This window comes from Nesterenkonia halobia, assembly GCF_039536005.1.
GTDB lineage: Bacteria > Actinomycetota > Actinomycetes > Actinomycetales > Micrococcaceae > Nesterenkonia > Nesterenkonia halobia.
Genome location: NZ_BAAAYG010000003.1, coordinates 248,939 through 264,226 on the forward strand (window position 1 = coordinate 248,939; position 15,288 = coordinate 264,226).

The window sequence follows — 15,288 nt, forward strand, 5'->3', positions numbered from 1 at the left end:
AGTCTCAACCCTTCTGTGCAGGTGTGGGAGGAACAGGTGTCGGGCCCGGCGACATTCCCGCCGCGGCGGGCTCGCCGGAGGCGTCCGGCGCGCCGACGGGATGGGGCTCGGAGGGGTCAGAGGGGACAGAGGGGTCGTCGGGCGTCGCGCGGGCCGGGTCCATCGAGGCCAGCAGCGCCGCGTCGGCGGCGGAGAGCTCCGCGGCGCGCGGCGCGTCCGACCTCGGCGGGCCCACCAGGGCGGCGGCCAGCCGAGCGCCGATCGGGGCCAGCAGGATGCCGTGCCGGGAGTACCCGGTGGAGACGACGACGCCGGGCTCGTCGTCGAGCGCGCCGAGCAGCGGGATGTCGTCGGGGGTGCCGGGCCGGGCCCGGGTGGTGATCTCCTCGAGCTCCATGTCCTTGACCGCCGGCAGGATCGTCGCGGCGTCGTCGAGCAGCTCCTGCACCGCCCCGGCGCGGGTGCCGGCCATACCGTCCTCGCGGGAGGAGGCGCCGACGACGATCCCGCCGTCGCCGCGCGGGACCAGGTAGACGCTGCGGCCGCGGACCATCGCCCGGATCGTCGCGGTGATCAGCTGCTCCTCGCCGGGGGCCAGCTGGTCGGAGTGGACTCGCAGGCGCAGCACGTCACCGTGGACCGGCCGCAGCGGCAGCGGATGCCGCCGCGGGATGCCCGCGATCCGTCCGTAGCCCAGCCCCGGGGCCAGCACGACCCGCTCGTCGACGAGTTCCTCACCGGAGGCCAGGGTGAGCCGGTACCGGGGCGCGGCCGGACCGGCCGCGCCGTCGTCGTCGCGCTCCAGGGCGACCACCGTCTCGCGGAGCTGCCGCGCGGCCGGACCGGCCTCCGGGAAGGCGGCCGGGTCCAGCGGGGCCGCCAGCGCCTCGGCGAGCGCGCCCGTGAGCAGCCGCGGGTCCACCTGATGGTCGGAGGGCACGTCCCAGCCCTTGGAGACGCCCGGCGCCAGCGCGGGCTCGCGGCGGCGCAGCACTGAGGAGGTCATCGGCTCGACCTCCATGCCGTGGGCCTGCTGGACGCCCACCAGATCGGCGACGGCGTCGCGGTCGGAGCGGTCGGCGGCGAGCAGGATGGTGCCGTTCTCCCGCCAGCCGGTCGGCGCGTCGACGGCGCGGGCGAGCTCGGCGAGGAACTCAGAGTACTCGGCGCGGGAGGCGGTCATGATCGGGTAGAGCCGATCCTGGCCGTACTGGACCTCGCTGATCGGGGCCAGCATCCCGGCCGCGGCGTAGGTGGCGTCGCGGCCGACGTCGGGGGCGACGAGAGTGACGGCATGGCCCTCGCGACGCAGTCTCCAAGCGGTGAGCAGGCCGACGATGCCTGCTCCGACGACGGTGACGCCCACTGATCTCCTCCTCACGACGGCATGATCCGCATCGAGTCCGAGTGGTCGGCGGCGTCGCCCTCTCAGCCCGGCCGGCCCGGGCTCCCACGGATGTCGCTTCCCAGTGTAGTCCTCCGCGGCCCGCGACCCCATGATTCAGTACACGGCATCGTGTATCGTCGGGGGCATGGAGACCCTGACGATGCCCGATCCGGCGAGCCCGGGACGTCCGGCGCCCGCGGAGACGGTGCAGAGCGCAGAGAACGCGGAGGACGCCGAGACGGCGACGCTGACCCACTCGGCCGCGCTGGCCCGCTTCGGCCACGCGCTCTCCGACCCCACCCGCGCCCGCATCCTGCTGGCCCTGCGCCGCGGGCCGGCCTGCCCCTCGGACCTCGCCGAGATGCTCGGAGTCTCCCGGCAGGTGATGTCCAACCAGCTCTCCTGCCTGCGCGGCTGCGGCGTGGTCGAGGCCGCCCCGGAGGGCCGCCGGACCTGGTACCGGCTGGCCGACGCGCGGCTCACCGCCGCGCTCTCCGATCTGCTCGACCTCACCCTGGCCGTCGACCCCGCGTGCTGCTGCGCCGACGGAGCGTGCACCTGCTGATGAGCGAGACGCCCTCCTCCACCCCGCGCGCGGCCCCGACCGGCGCCGCGCCGCCGGCGGCCGCTCCGGCCCCGGCCCGCCGGCGGCTGCTGGAGCGCCGCCTGCGCCTCATCGTCGCCGCGACGATCACCTACAACGTCGTCGAGGCCGTCGTGGCGATCGCCGCCGGGCGGCTGGCCTCCTCCTCGGCGCTGATCGGCTTCGGCCTGGACTCGACGGTGGAGGTCCTCTCCGCCGCCGCAGTGGCCTGGCAGTTCTCCGCCGCCGATCCGCATCGCCGCGAGCGCACCGCCATGCGGGTCATCGCCGCCTCCTTCGTCGGGCTGGCGCTCGTCGTCGGCGTCGACGCCGTGCGCACGCTGCTCGGCGCCGCCGAGCCGGAGCACTCGACCGTCGGGATCGTGCTGGCCGCGCTCAGCCTGGCGATCATGCCGCTGCTCTCCTGGGTCGAGCGCCGCACCGGCCGCGAGATGGGCTCGGCCTCGGCGGTGGCGGACTCGAAGCAGACGCTGATCTGCAGCTGGCTCTCCGCAGTGCTGCTGGTCGGGCTGGTGCTCAACTCCACGCTGGGATGGAGCTGGGCCGATCCGATCGCGGCACTGGTCATCGCCGCCGTCGCCCTCCGCGAGGGCGTGGAGGCCTGGCGCGGCGACGCGTGCTGCACGCCGCTGGGCGCGATGCTCGAGCACGACGACGGCGCAGAGCACGAGACACCGGAGGCCGGCTGCGCGGACGGCTGCTGCGCGCCCGCCGCCCCGGAGTCGCGGAGTCGACGGCGCTGAACGCGGGCGTCCGGACGGCTCAGTCGCCGTCGGGGTCGAGCAGCGCCGCGGCGGCGCTGCGGTGGTGGTCGTCGCCGGACTGCAGGGCGAACTTCGCATAGCCGACCGGGCCGGCGGCCCAGAGCTCGTGGCAGTGCTCGGCCAGCCGCGGCCAGACGGCCCCGCCGGCGGCCTCGTAGGCGGCGACGGTCTCGGCGAAGACGTCCTGGCCGGCCAGGGCGAACTGGTGCATGAAGTCCCGGCCGGGATCGTCGACGCGGGCGGTGGTCCAGTCGAGCACCCCGGTGATCTCGCCGGACTCGCCCATCAGCGTGTGCGCGGGATAGAGCTCGCCGTGGGTCATCACCGAGCGCTGCGGCCAGAGGGCGTCCTCGTCGAGCCAGGTGCGCCAGCGGCGCAGCAGCGACCCGTCCACGGTGAACTCCTCGGCGACGGTCTCGACGTCCTGCCGCCAGCGCCGGCGGACCTCGTCGGGCTCGCAGATCTCGACGCCGGCGGCCTCGACCTCGGCCCGCGGGACGGCGTGCAGCTCCGCGAGCAGCCGGCCCAGCGACCGCGCATAGCTCAGCGACTCCGGGTCCATATGCCACTGCGGCTCGCCCTCGAGGACGCTGAGCCCGGGACGGCCGGGCAGCGCGCGATAGCCCAGCAGCTCCGGCTCGCGGATCTCCCAGCGCGGCACCTCGGCGGTCAGGTGGCCGCGGACCAGCTCCAGCACCGCGGCCTCGGCGTCCAGGCCGGCGACGACGTCCGCGCGGCGCGGGATGCGCAGCACCCAGCGGTCGCCGGCGGCGTCGTCGGCCATCGCGACCCGGAAGTCGAGGCCCGAGTCGATGATCTCGACGCTGTCCTGCTGCAGGGCGAGGCCGTGCCAGACGGCCCGCTCGATCACGGCGTCGACAGCTGTGGAATCCATCACTTCACGCTATCCACCAGGACCGACGGTGACAACGGGCGGCCGGGGCGCCGCCGCGACGAGCCGCGTCCCGCCCGACACGACGACGGCCCCGCAGCGATCCTGCTGCGGGGCCGTCCTCGGATGGAGCGGATGACGGGAATCGAACCCGCGTCGTCGGCTTGGGAAGCCGAAGCTTTACCATTAAGCTACATCCGCGCTGAGCCCGGACCCGGAGGTCTGTGGAACTCTGCAGACAGATTATCACTCCTCCCGGCGGGGTTCGCCAATCGTCACCTCCGCCCCCTCTGACGGCGCCTCCGGCCTGCGGTGATCCACCGCACTGTTTCAAAATTTCCGGAACACCGAGGCGTCGCACGACGTTGGCGAGGATCGGACATGGTCGCCGACCCGGCGGCCCGACCGGACCCCCGATCTGCAGGAGGACGCATGACGTCGACCAGCACCGAGACCGCCGAGACCGCCGTCATGGACCGTGCGGCCCTGGACCGGCTCTTCGCCCAGGCGCACACCACCAACCACTTCACCGACGAGCCGGTCGACGTCGACGTCGTGCGCCGCGCCTACGAGGACCTCCGCTGGGCACCCACGGCCTTCAACAACCAGCCGCTGCGCCTGACCATCGTCTCCGGCGAGGAGTCCCGCCGCACCGTCGTCGAGCACCTGATGGGCGGCAACCAGGAGAAGACTCTGGCCGCGCCGCTGACCGTCGTGGCGGCCTACGACCCGGAGTGGCACGAGCACATGCCCTTCCTGACCCCCGGCATGCCGGGCCTGAAGGAGAACTTCGCCGGGCAGGAGGAGGCCCGTCACAGCATGGCCCGCGACAACGCCTTCATCCAGCTGGGCTACCTGCTCCTGGCCCTGCGCTCCCATGGTCTGCAGGTCGGCCCGATGACCGGCCTGGACCCCGCCGGGCTCGACACCGCGGTCCACACCGAGAACGGCTGGAAGACCATCGCCGTGGTCAACGTCGGCCACGCCGCCCACCCGGAGCACGACGACGCCCAGCGTCCGCGCGGCGGCCGCTTCGCGTTCGAGCAGGCCAGCCAGGTCCTCTGAGCCTCGGGCTCCCTCGAGCCCGCCTGCTCCGGCGGCGTGCCCCGCGGCCGGCCGGTCACCTCACGGCTGTGCGTTCGGTCTCCTTCCCGGCCGAGCGCACCTGCAGGGGGTGACCGGCACGGCACGCCGGTGTAGGGTGGTGCGAATTCTCGCCGCGCTCGTTCCGCCGAGCGGCCGCCCGCGTGCCGGATGGACCCTCCATCCAGCACCGTGGTGCCCCGGCCGGCAGCAGTCCGCCGCAGACGTCTCCTCTCCTGCGCGCCGACCACGGCGATCCTCCCTTCCCGACGAACGGACCGTCTCCATGCCGCAGGATCACCCTGCTGGGCCGCAGCCTCGCGCCGCTGACCAGTCCTCCCCCGACTCCGACGACCCCGACCATCCGCGCGGATCCGTCGCCGTCGCCGAACGACCCTCCTCCGCCGAGGCCGAGCGCTTCCCCGCCGAGCCGCAGACCCCCGGTCGGGCACTCAACGGAGTCTTCTTCACCGCGGTCACCCTGATCCTCGCCCTGCTGGCCGTCGCCGGCTTCTGGCCGGAGCGGATGAGCGCCGCCGCCGACGCGGCGATGAACTGGGTGACCTCCTCGGCAGGCTGGTCGCTGATGCTCATCCCGCTGGGCCTCATCGGCCTGCTGCTGGTGCTGGCCTGCTCTCGCTTCGGCCGCATCCGGCTCGGCGGCGACGACTCCCGGCCGGAGTACCCCACCTACGCCTGGATCGCGATGCTGCTGGGCGCGGTGATGGGCATCGGGCTGATCACCTACGGCGTCGCCGAGCCGGTCACCCACCTCTTCGACCCGCCGCACGGCCTCTCCGAGCCGGGCAGCCAGCAGGCCGTCGTCGACTCGCTGCGCTTCACCTTCCTCGACTGGGGCATCCATGCCTGGGCCGTCTTCGCCACCTTCGGGCTGGCCATCGGTTACTCGACCCACCGGCTGGGCAACAAGGGCCTGGTCTCGCCGATCCTGCGCCCGCTGATCGGCCGGCACGCCGACGGGCTCGTCGGCAAGGCCGTCGACGTGCTGGTCATCCTCGCGACGCTGTTCGGCACGACGACGTCGCTGGGCCTGGGCGCCGCCCAGATCAGCCAGGGGCTGAGCCAGGTCACCGGGCTCGAGCTGACCGGCACGGGAGTGCAGATCGCGGTCATCGCGCTGATCACCGTGCTGTTCACCGCCTCGGCGATGAGCGGCGTGGGCCGCGGCATCCGGATGATCAGCCAGACCACCATGGTGCTGGCCGCCGCGCTGCTGGTCTTCGTGCTGGTCACCGGGCCGACGAGCTGGCTGATCAACCTCTTCCTCCGCTCGCTGGGCAGCTACGCCGGCGGCTTCGTGGAGATCAGCCTGATGCTGCCCGCCGACGGCGACGACCTCGCCTGGATGCAGTGGTGGACCTACTTCATGATGGCCTGGTGGATCTCCTGGGGCGCCTTCGTCGGGATCTTCCTGGCGCGGATCTCGCGAGGCCGCACGATCCGCCAGTTCGTGCTCGTCGTGCTCGGCGTGCCGTCGCTGATCTTCTCCGCCTGGTTCACCGTCTTCGGCGGCTCGGCGATGTTCATGGACCTCGAACGCGGCACCGCCATCGGCGAGGCCGCCGCCGAGGACATCAACACCGCCTTCTTCGGGCTGCTCGAGCAGCTGCCGATGACGGCGCTGACCTCCGTGGTCGCCGTCGTGCTGGTGGTGCTGTACTTCATCACCGGCGCGGACTCGAACACCTATGTCCTCTCGGTGATCTCCTCCGACGGCCGCATGCATCCGAGCCGCAGCGTGATGGGCGTCTGGGGCGTGCTCACCGGTGCGACGGCGGCCGTGCTGCTCTACGCCGGCGGTCTGGAGGCGCTGCAGACGGCGGTGATGCTCTCGGCGGCGCCGTTCATCTTCGTCATCCTCGCCCTGGCCGTCTCGCTGGTGATGCTGCTGCGCCGGGATCCCCTGGTCGCCGGAGGCGGCGTCGCCGTCGCCGAGCCGGCGAGCCAGCCCGAGGTCCGCGACCGCTGAACGGCGCCCCTCCGCATCGAGCGGCGGGACCTCGCCGGTCACCGCGCCCGGCGGCCCCAGATCGAGGCCAGCAGCCCGCCGGAGATGTTGTGCCAGACGGAGAAGATCGCTCCGGGCAGCGCGGCCTCGGCGGAGAAGTACTGCCCGCCCAGCCCGGCGGCCAGCCCGGAGTTCTGCATGCCGACCTCGACGGCGATCGCCCGCCGGGTCGCCGTCGATCCCCTGGTCAGCGTGCCGGCCAGGTAGCCGATGCCGAAGCCGAGGACGTTGTGCAGCACCACCCCGAGCATCAGCAGCGCCCCGGCGGAGGCGATGACGTCGTGCGAGGTGGCCACCACGGCCATCACCACGAAGGTGATCCCGAGCGTCGAGACCCAGGGAAGCACCGGCTGGATCGCTGCGACGATCCGCGGCAGCAGCAGGCGCAGCAGGATGCCGCCGACCACCGGGATCAGCACGATCTGCACGATGCTGGCGGCCATGTCCGAGGCGGCCACCGGCAGGTACTGGCCGGCCAGCCAGAGCGTCAGCACCGGGGTCAGCAGCGGGGCCAGCAGCGTGGAGATCGCGGTCATCGTCACTGAGAGCGCGACGTCGCCGCGGGCCAGATAGGTGACCACGTTCGACGACGTCCCGCCGGGCACGCAGCCGACCAGCACCATGCCGGCGGCGAGCGCCGGGGGCAGCTGCAGCAGCGTCGCGATGCCCAGCGCCAGCAGCGGCATGATCCCGAACTGGAAGGCCACGCCGAGCAGCACCGGCAGCGGGCGCTTCAGCACCAGCGCGAAGTCGGGCAGGGTCAGCGTCAGCCCCATGCCGAACATGATCACCATCAGCCCCGGGGTGATCCCGGCGCTCAGCGGCTCGAAGGTCGACGGCATCAGCAGCGCCAGCGCGGCGCCGCCCAGGATCAGCAGCGGGAAGACGGTGACGGCCAACCGGGCGCCGCGGGCGGGTCCGGAGCCGGAGGGCTGTGCCGTCGTCGCCTGCCGCGCCTCAGAAGCAGGAGGAGGTGTGTGCGTCATGACGTCTGAGACTGCTCCTCCGCCGGCCGACGGTCAATGCCGCTCAGGCGGCTCTCACAGTCTGGACCGCGCGATCCCGCCTCCCCCCGGCCTCCGCCGGCCGGCTCAGCCTGGCGCGTGCCCCAGCTGCTCGGCCAGCGAGGGGAGGTCCGGCGCCCGCAGGTCGGGCGCGGCGAAATGCCCCGGATACGCGGATCCCTCCCGATCGATCCAGGCGGTGCGCAGCCCGGCGTGATGCGCGCCGTGGACGTCCCAGGGATGCACGGCGACCAGCAGCATCTGCGCGGGATCGGCGCCGCAGCGGGCGACGGCGTGCGCATAGGCCGTGCGCGCCGGCTTCCACGCGGGAGCATCCTCGACGCTGAGCAGCCGGGAGAACTCCTCGCGCACTCCAGCACGCTCCAGCAGCTGCTCGGCGACGCCGGCGGATCCGTTGCTGAGCGTGACGAGCTCGGCCAGCGGCCCCAGCGCCCGCACGCCGGCGACGACGTCGGGATGCACGTCGAGCGCCAGGAACGTGTCCATCAGCCGTCCGGCCGCGGCCTCCGGGGCCTGCAGACGGGCCTGCTCGCCCAGCCGGACCAGGCCGCCCCGGGCGATCGCGGCGAAGGAGGCGGCCCCGCCGGCGGCGGTCACGGCGAACCCGTCGCGCAGCACCTCGGAGAACCAGGTCCTCGCCAGGTGCTCCGGCAGGCCCTCCGCGACGAAGGCCCTTCCCAGCGGAGCGGTGTCGGAGAGCGTCTCGTTGACGTCGAAGACGATCACCTCCGGGGCGGTCGCCTCCTGCCCGGTCATCGTGTCCATCGTTCCTCTCCCCTCGTCCGGAGTCGTCGGAGTCTCCGACGGCGCGCCACCCATCCTGCCCCTGTTCGGCCGGATCTGCACCGGTGGTCCGGCCGCCGTCCGAAGGTAGTCTGGAGGCATGAACACTGCGGCGCCCGACCACGAGCCCTCCCACGGCCAGCACACCATCGGCCAGCTGCGCCGGGGGCGCCTGATGGCCTCCCGGCTCTATGTCTGCACCGATCTGCAGCGCTTCATCACCGCCCCCGACGCCGGCCCGGTGGATGAACTGGACTTCGACGCGCTGCAGGCCTTCTTCGAGGCCGCCTACAGCGGCGGCGTCGACATCATCCAGGTCCGCGACAAGCACGTCGCGGTGCAGACGGAGATCGCCGCGCTGAACCTGCTGCGCCAGATCGCCGACTCCCACGGCTGCCTCTCGGCGGCCAATGATCGCGCCGACGTCGCCGCCGTGACCGGCGTCGACGTCTTCCACATCGGCCAGGAGGATCTCACCGCCGATCAGGCCCGTCTGATCCTCGGCGAGGACGTGATCATCGGGCTGTCCTGCCGCACGCCGGAGCAGGTCGACGACGCCGCCGCCGACCCGGCGCTGGACTACTTCTGCACCGGCCCGGTCTGGGAGACCCCGACCAAGCCCGGCCGCGCCGCCGTCGGACTGGAGCTGCCGCGTCACGCCGCGCAGCTGGAGAGCTCGAAGCCGTTCTTCGCCATCGGCGGCATCGACGCGACCACGGTCGACGAGGTCAGCGCTTCGGGCGCCTACCGCGTGGTGGTCGTCCGCGCCGTGACCCGGGCCGAGGACCCGCACCGGGCTGCGGCCGCCCTCCGCGAGCGCCTGCCGGCGTAGCTCGGCCCGAGCGGCCGGAGCGGCCCGAGGTCTCGGCGGATCCGGCCGAGCGCACCGAGCCGGCGCGTCGTCCGCGGGCGACGCCGATGAACTCCTGGACGGCCTCGTCGTCGGCGCTGCGCAGCCAGCACAGCCCCACGGCGTAGCCGGGCCGGTCCTCGATCCGGCGGATCACCACGTCCTTCCGGGAGAGCATGCGGGCCACCGAGTTCGGCAGGATCAGCAGTCCGGCCCCGGAGGCGACGACTTCCATCGCCAGCCGTTCGGCGCGGGCCAGCTGGGCGCCCGACTGCGGAGCGTGGACGTCGCCGTCGGCCGGATCGACCATGTCCGCCGGGTCCACCATCGGCTCGCCGGCGATGTCCTCGGCCGTCACCGACTCCTCGGCCGCGGCGATCCAGTGCTCGCGGGAGGCGCAGACCACCGGATCCTCGCGGTAGAGCAGCACGCGGTGGAAGGTCTCGGGGTCGGCGACGACGGCGTCGAGGTCCTCGCCCTCGGGCAGCCGCAGGTAGCCGACGTCGGCGGTGCCGGCGCGCAGCCGCTCCAGCTGGCCGGCGTCGTCGAAGTACTCGACCTGCAGGCGAACCTCGGGGAAGCGGGCATGCCAGCGGGCGGCCCATTTGTCCGGAGTGGCTCCGGGGATCGCGCCGAGGCGGAGCACCTCGCGCGGCGGGCCGGCGGCGTCATCAGTCACGCCCCCAGCCTACCGACCCGCGTCGGTCCCGGCCGCCCGCGGCGACCGGGACCGACGGCCCGTCGGCGTCATCAGCCGTCAGGCCGTCCTCAGGCCACTTTGGCCTTCAGGAAGTCCACGGCCCGGCCCCAGGCGACGGCGGCCTTCTCGGCGTCGTAGGTGCCGATCAGGTTCTCGTCGTTGTGGAAGGCATGGCCGGCGTCGTAATAGTGGAACTCCACCTGCGCGTCGGACTCGTCGCGGATCTGCTGCTCCTGCTCGCGAGCCTGCTCCACCGGGTACATCGCGTCCCGCTCGGCATAGTGCCCCTGCACTGCCGCGGTCAGTCCGGTGTAGGTCTCCGGCACGGCCTGGCCGACGCCGTAGAACGGCACCGCGGCCGAGACCTTCGCCCCCTGCTGCGCGGCCAGGGCGAGCACGAAGCCGCCGCCCATGCAGAAGCCGATCGTCCCGACGGTCTGCGAGGTGACCGCCTCATGGCCGAGCAGGAAGTCGGTGGCGCCGGCGAGCTCGCGCGCGCCCTCCTCGGCGGGAAGCTTCGCCATCATCTCGCCGGCCTCGTCGCCGTCGTGGGTGATCCATCCGCCGTAGAGGTCCGGGGCCAGCGCCACGAAGCCCGCGGCGGCCAGCCGGTCGGCGACGTCCTTGATGTGGTCGGTCAGGCCCCACCACTCCTGGATGACGACCACCGCCGGCCCGGAGCCCGACGCCGGCAGCGCCAGATAGCCGTGGGCGGTGCCGCCCTCGATGTCGAAGGTGACGTTCTGGTGCGGAGTCTTCTCTGCCATGGATCCTCCTGGGGATGATCGGCGTCGGTCGGATCGGCGTCCGGCGCCCAGCCTAATCCTCCCGGGCCGACGACCCCACCGTCCGGAGGACCGCAGATGAAACACCCGTGGAGTGGCCCGCCGCACCATATATGCTCTCCCCCAGCATTCGCCGTCGTCCGGAATGCTGGAAAGGCACATCGTGACTCCGCACACCGCACACATCTCATCCGTCTTCGAGCAGATCACCGGGCGCAATCCCGGCGAGACGGAGTTCCACCAGGCCGTCCGCGAGGTCTTCGACTCGCTGCACCTCGTGCTGGCGAAACACCCGCAGTACATGGAGGCCTCCGTCCTCGAGCGGATGTGCGAGCCCGAGCGACAGATCATCTTCCGCGTCCCGTGGGTCGACGACGAGGGCCGCGCGCGCATCAACCGCGGGTTCCGCGTGCAGTTCAACTCCGCTCTGGGCCCCTATAAGGGCGGCCTGCGCTTCCACCCGGACGTGCTGCTGGGCACCATGAAGTTCCTCAGCTTCGAGCAGGTGTTCAAGAACAGCCTCACCGGTCTGCCGATCGGCGGCGCCAAGGGCGGCAGCGACTTCGACCCTAAGGGGCGCAGCGACGGCGAGATCATGCGCTTCTGCCAGTCGTTCATGACCGAGGCCTGCCGGCACCTCGGCGACAAGGTCGACATCCCGGCCGGCGACATCGGCGTCGGCCAGCGCGAGATCGGCTACCTCTTCGGCCAGTACAAGCGCATCAGCAACCGCTTCGAGTCCGGGGTCATCACCGGCAAGGGCATCACCTGGGGCGGCTCGACGCTGCGCCCCGAGGCCACCGGATACGGCACCGTCTACTTCACCGAACGGATGCTGGCGAACCAGGGGAAGAGCTTCGACGGGCAGACCGTGCTGGTCTCCGGGTCGGGCAACGTGGCCACCTATGCCATCGAGAAGGTCCACGAGATGGGCGGCCGGGTGGTCGGCGCCTCGGACTCGAGCGGAGCGGTGCACGACCCCGACGGCATCGACCCGGATCTGCTGCAGGAGATCAAGGAGGTCCGGCGCGAGCGGATCTCGACCTACGCCGAGGAGCGCCCCCGAGCGGAGTTCGTCGCCGGGCAGAACGTCTGGACGCTGGCGGAGAAGATCGCCGTCGACATCGCCCTGCCCTGCGCGACGCAGAACGAGATCTCCGAGGACGACGCCGACACGCTGCTGCGCGGCGGACTCACCGCCGTGGCCGAGGGCGCGAACATGCCGACCACTCCGGAGGCCATCCGCCGCTTCCGGGACGCCGACGTGCTCTTCGCCCCGGGGAAGGCCGCCAACGCCGGCGGCGTCGCGGTCTCGGCGCTGGAGATGCAGCAGAATGCCACGCGCGACACCTGGACCCATGAGCACACCGACGCGCGGCTGTCGGAGATCATGACCACCGTCCACGACGAGTGCGCGGCCACCAGCGAGGAGTACGGCGTGCCCGGCGACTACGTCGCCGGAGCCAACATCGCCGGCTTCGCCCGCGTGGCCGACGCGATGATCGCCCAGGGCGTCATCTGAGCGACGGCGCCGCGCGCTCCGGAATGCGGCGCGCTCGGCGCGGTCAGCGCACCATGCGGAGCTCGCGGGGGCCGAAGCTCTCGTCGAGCTCCGTCGCGCCGTCGTGGGCGAAGCCCTGGTGCCGGTAGAAGCCCAGCGCCCGCGTGTTCCCCTCGGTCAGCTCTGCGGAGGCCAGCAGTCCGTCCCACATGCCTCGCCGCCGCTCTCGGGCGGCCTCGTCGTAGAAGGTCTCCGGCACGCGGCCGGCGTAGGTCTCGGCCCAGCAGGTGGTCTGCACGCCGGCCAGCGCGTCGGCCTCGCCGGGTAGCGGCTCCCGGATGCGGATCACCGGCTCGGCGGCGGGCGGGTGCTCCATGCCACCAGCGTAGACGGCCGACCGGGCCCGACGGACGAACGGCGCCCCGCATCTGGACGCATCTCCGGCGTGTGACGCACGAGATCTGTCCGGACGCGGGACGCCGCTGTCGGCCTGCCGCAGAATCAGCCGCAGAGTCGGCCGCTCACTCGCCCTGCTCGAGGACGAAGGCCACCTCCAGGTCGATGGCGACCTTGTCGCCGACGAGCACCCCGCCGGCCTCCAGCGAAGCGTTCCAGGTCAGGCCGAAGTCCTTCCGGGAGATCGCCGCAGAGGCGGAGAAGCCGGCGCGGGTGGCGCCGAACGGATCCACCGCCTGGCCGCCGAACTCGGCCTCGAAGGTGACCTGCCGGGTCTCGCCGCGGATGGTCAGATCGCCGGTGACCTCGAACTCCTCGCCGGAGGGCTTCACGTCGGTCGCGCGGAAGCTCAGCTCCGGGTAGGTCTCCACATCGAGGAAGTCCGCGGCGCGGACATGGGCGTCGCGGTCGGCGTTCTTGGAGTCGAAGGACGCGGCGCGCACGGACGTCTCCACCGTGGCGGTGCCGTCCTCGCCGACGGTCAGCGTGCCGTCGGCCTCGCCGAAGGTGGCGCGGACCTTGGAGATGCCGGCATGACGCACGGTCATGCCGATCTCCGAGTGGTCGGTGTCGAGCTTCCAGGTTCCGGGGGTCAGCTGAGCCATGGGGTGGTCTCCTCACGTCGTGGATGGGGCCGCAGACAGCGTCGGCCGATCGGCCTGGCGAGCCGATCTGACCCTGCACAACTGCTGCCGCCTCGCATTTATTTCAAATCTGAAGGACGAATCGGCCACGAGTTCCCGTGGCATCCCTCACACTACCGTTCGCGCCCCGACGTGCACCCGTCCTCCGCGACCCGCGGACGCCCGATCGACTCCTCACCGGGGCCCTGCCGCCGATCCCGGCCCCGGCCGACGGCGGCCGGACCCCGCGGCGCGGCGAGTGCGCGCCGGACGCCGCCCGGACGCTCCCTGGACGAGACCGCGGCGATCGGCCCGGCACGACGCGATCCCGTTCGCGGACGCGGTGAGAAGCCTGCAGAATGGGCGGAGCCAGTAGACTCTGCGCAGACGCCCTGATGAGAACTCTCGACGACGGCGTCGCCGCCGTCGTACGGGAGATGAAGGAGGTGCCGGTGGGCCTGCTCGACACGTTGGAGCGTGGCATCGAGAAAGCCGTCCGCGGCGCCTTCTCCGGACGCGGAGGGAGCCTCGGCCCCGTGGAGATCGCCACAGCTGTCAGACGGCACATGGACCGCGAGTCCTTCACCATGAGTCAGGGACGCAGCTTCGTCCCGAACATCTACCGGATCCGGCTCTCCGCCGAGGACTTCGCCGAGGCGCGCCGCTACGGCGTCGCCCTCGCCGAGGAGCTCTGCGAGGAGATCATCCGGCACGCCGACTCGCAGGGATACACGCTGCTGGGGCCGGTCAAGGCCACCTTCGTGAAGAATCTCGACCTCAAGCGCGGCCAGCTGGGCATCGAGTCGCAGACCGACCAGGACGCCGACGACGCCGCCCAGGAGCCCGACGCCGGCTCCGTCGGCGGTTCGCGGCCCGCGTCCCCGGCGCAGCCGGCCCAGCCCGCGCAGCCCGCACAGCCGGCTCAACCCGCCCAGCCGGCGTCGTCGCCTCCGGAGGACCTCGCGCCGACGATGGCCCAGCCGGCTGTGGGCGCGCCCGCCGTGGTCGGCGTGCTCGAGCTCGACGGCCGCCAGCACCGGGTCACGGAGGCCAGCACGGTCATCGGCCGCTCCTCCGGCGCCGACATCACCGTCGACGACACCGGCGTCTCCCGCCGCCACGCCGAAGTCGTGGTCGAGGGACGGCGCCACGTGGTCCGCGACCTCGGCTCGACCAACGGCACCTACGTCGACGGCACGCTCCTGCAGGGCGCCGGCAGCAGCACCGAGCTCGCCGACGGCGCGCTGATCTCGCTGGGTGGCGCCCGACTGCGCTTCCGCCTGACCCCGGGGGCCCGCTGAGATGAGCGAACTCGCCGTCACCGTCCTGCAGTTCGGGCTGCTCCTGCTGCTCTGGATCCTGATCCTGTCGATCGTCGGAGCCCAGGGACGCGACCTCATGGTCTCCAAGAAGTCCCGCGCCTCCGCCGCCGCGGCGCGCTCCGCGCGGGCCTCCTCCGCCCCCGCCGAGGAGCGCGGCGCCGCCAGCACCCCGCACGCCGGGGTCCAGCGCCCGCGGCCCCGCACGCTGGCGGTCACCGACGGCCCGCTCGCCGGCACCACGCTGGAGCTGGGCTCGGCGCCGATCATGATGGGCCGAGCCCAGGAGTGCACGCTGGTGCTCGACGACGACTACGCCTCCGGCAAGCACGCCCGGCTCTTCCCGCAGGGCTCGCGCTGGTTCCTGGAGGATCTGGGCTCGACCAACGGCACCTGGCTGGGCGAGGAGCAGCTCACCCGCGCCTCCACCGTCGAGCCGGGCGACCCGATCCGCATCGGCAAGACCGTCCTGGAGCTGAGGACGTAG

Annotated in this window: 16 protein-coding genes, 1 tRNA gene and 1 riboswitch; of the genes, 8 read left to right on the forward strand and 9 right to left on the reverse strand. The window is 72.6% G+C overall.

What is annotated here, in order from left to right:
• Nucleotides 1-4 precede the first annotated feature (4 nt).
• Complete coding sequence (locus ABD652_RS03930) at nucleotides 5-1,366, reverse strand: FAD-dependent oxidoreductase (RefSeq protein ID WP_344718398.1); 1,362 nt, start codon at nucleotides 1,364-1,366, stop codon at nucleotides 5-7.
• A riboswitch (TPP riboswitch) is annotated at nucleotides 1,358-1,464 on the reverse strand. Its footprint overlaps the gene before it by 9 nt.
• Nucleotides 1,465-1,592: 128 nt before the next feature.
• Between ABD652_RS03930 and ABD652_RS03935 the strand changes: the two genes are divergently transcribed.
• On the forward strand, nucleotides 1,593-1,952 hold the full coding sequence (locus ABD652_RS03935; protein WP_344719039.1) for an ArsR/SmtB family transcription factor: 360 nt from the start codon (nucleotides 1,593-1,595) through the stop codon (nucleotides 1,950-1,952).
• Nucleotides 1,952-2,734 carry a cation efflux transmembrane domain-containing protein gene (locus ABD652_RS03940; protein ID WP_344718400.1) on the forward strand — a complete coding sequence of 261 codons (783 nt, stop codon included), beginning with the start codon at nucleotides 1,952-1,954 and terminating at the stop codon, nucleotides 2,732-2,734. Before ABD652_RS03935 ends, ABD652_RS03940 begins: the two co-directional genes overlap by 1 nt.
• A 19-nt stretch (nucleotides 2,735-2,753) precedes the next feature.
• On the opposite strand, the gene ABD652_RS03945 is transcribed toward ABD652_RS03940, so the two are convergent.
• Both ABD652_RS03945 and ABD652_RS03950 read right to left on the reverse strand, forming a co-directional pair.
• Nucleotides 2,754-3,650 carry a macrolide 2'-phosphotransferase gene (locus ABD652_RS03945; protein ID WP_344718402.1) on the reverse strand — a complete coding sequence of 299 codons (897 nt, stop codon included), beginning with the start codon at nucleotides 3,648-3,650 and terminating at the stop codon, nucleotides 2,754-2,756.
• A gap of 124 nt (nucleotides 3,651-3,774) precedes the next feature.
• Nucleotides 3,775-3,848 (reverse strand) — tRNA-Gly (locus ABD652_RS03950).
• A 231-nt stretch (nucleotides 3,849-4,079) separates the two neighbouring features.
• Between ABD652_RS03950 and ABD652_RS03955 the strand changes: the two genes are divergently transcribed.
• Together ABD652_RS03955 and ABD652_RS03960 are read left to right on the forward strand one after the other, a co-directional pair.
• Nucleotides 4,080-4,712, forward strand: a complete 633-nt coding sequence (locus tag ABD652_RS03955) for a malonic semialdehyde reductase (RefSeq protein WP_344718404.1) — start codon at nucleotides 4,080-4,082, stop codon at nucleotides 4,710-4,712.
• 304 nt (nucleotides 4,713-5,016) lie between these two features.
• A complete protein-coding gene (locus tag ABD652_RS03960; RefSeq protein WP_344718406.1) occupies nucleotides 5,017-6,720 on the forward strand; it encodes a BCCT family transporter in 1,704 nt (567 codons plus the stop codon).
• A gap of 38 nt (nucleotides 6,721-6,758) precedes the next feature.
• On the opposite strand, the gene ABD652_RS03965 is transcribed toward ABD652_RS03960, so the two are convergent.
• Entirely contained in the window at nucleotides 6,759-7,745 is a 987-nt protein-coding gene (locus tag ABD652_RS03965) for a bile acid:sodium symporter family protein (RefSeq protein ID WP_344718409.1), read from the reverse strand.
• Nucleotides 7,746-7,850: 105 nt separating this feature from the next.
• A complete protein-coding gene (locus ABD652_RS03970; protein WP_344718412.1) occupies nucleotides 7,851-8,549 on the reverse strand; it encodes a haloacid dehalogenase type II in 699 nt (232 codons plus the stop codon).
• 118 nt (nucleotides 8,550-8,667) lie between these two features.
• Here ABD652_RS03970 and thiE point away from each other — a divergent pair, with 118 nt between their 5' ends.
• Nucleotides 8,668-9,399: a thiamine phosphate synthase gene (thiE, locus tag ABD652_RS03975; protein ID WP_344718414.1), complete on the forward strand. Its 732-nt coding sequence runs from the start codon at nucleotides 8,668-8,670 to the stop codon at nucleotides 9,397-9,399.
• Here thiE and ABD652_RS03980 read toward each other — a convergent pair.
• Together ABD652_RS03980 and ABD652_RS03985 are read right to left on the reverse strand one after the other, a co-directional pair.
• Complete coding sequence (locus ABD652_RS03980) at nucleotides 9,296-10,096, reverse strand: LysR family transcriptional regulator substrate-binding protein (protein WP_344718416.1); 801 nt, start codon at nucleotides 10,094-10,096, stop codon at nucleotides 9,296-9,298. The two genes, thiE and ABD652_RS03980, sit on opposite strands and share 104 nt — an antisense overlap.
• 89 nt (nucleotides 10,097-10,185) lie before the next feature.
• Nucleotides 10,186-10,884, reverse strand: a complete 699-nt coding sequence (locus ABD652_RS03985; protein ID WP_344718418.1) for a dienelactone hydrolase family protein — start codon at nucleotides 10,882-10,884, stop codon at nucleotides 10,186-10,188.
• A 163-nt stretch (nucleotides 10,885-11,047) separates the two neighbouring features.
• Here ABD652_RS03985 and gdhA point away from each other — a divergent pair, with 163 nt between their 5' ends.
• Nucleotides 11,048-12,424 carry an NADP-specific glutamate dehydrogenase gene (gene gdhA / locus ABD652_RS03990; RefSeq protein WP_344718420.1) on the forward strand — a complete coding sequence of 459 codons (1,377 nt, stop codon included), beginning with the start codon at nucleotides 11,048-11,050 and terminating at the stop codon, nucleotides 12,422-12,424.
• A gap of 43 nt (nucleotides 12,425-12,467) precedes the next feature.
• Here gdhA and ABD652_RS03995 read toward each other — a convergent pair whose 3' ends face one another.
• Nucleotides 12,468-12,779 carry a hypothetical protein gene (locus ABD652_RS03995; RefSeq protein ID WP_344718422.1) on the reverse strand — a complete coding sequence of 104 codons (312 nt, stop codon included), beginning with the start codon at nucleotides 12,777-12,779 and terminating at the stop codon, nucleotides 12,468-12,470.
• A 145-nt stretch (nucleotides 12,780-12,924) separates the two neighbouring features.
• Nucleotides 12,925-13,464: a YceI family protein gene (locus tag ABD652_RS04000; RefSeq protein WP_344718424.1), complete on the reverse strand. Its 540-nt coding sequence runs from the start codon at nucleotides 13,462-13,464 to the stop codon at nucleotides 12,925-12,927.
• Nucleotides 13,465-13,877: 413 nt separating this feature from the next.
• Between ABD652_RS04000 and ABD652_RS04005 the strand changes: the two genes are divergently transcribed.
• Together ABD652_RS04005 and ABD652_RS04010 are read left to right on the forward strand one after the other, a co-directional pair.
• Entirely contained in the window at nucleotides 13,878-14,783 is a 906-nt protein-coding gene (locus ABD652_RS04005; protein WP_344718426.1) for an FHA domain-containing protein, read from the forward strand.
• A 1-nt stretch (nucleotide 14,784) separates the two neighbouring features.
• On the forward strand, nucleotides 14,785-15,288 hold the full coding sequence (locus tag ABD652_RS04010) for an FHA domain-containing protein FhaB/FipA (protein WP_344718428.1): 504 nt from the start codon (nucleotides 14,785-14,787) through the stop codon (nucleotides 15,286-15,288).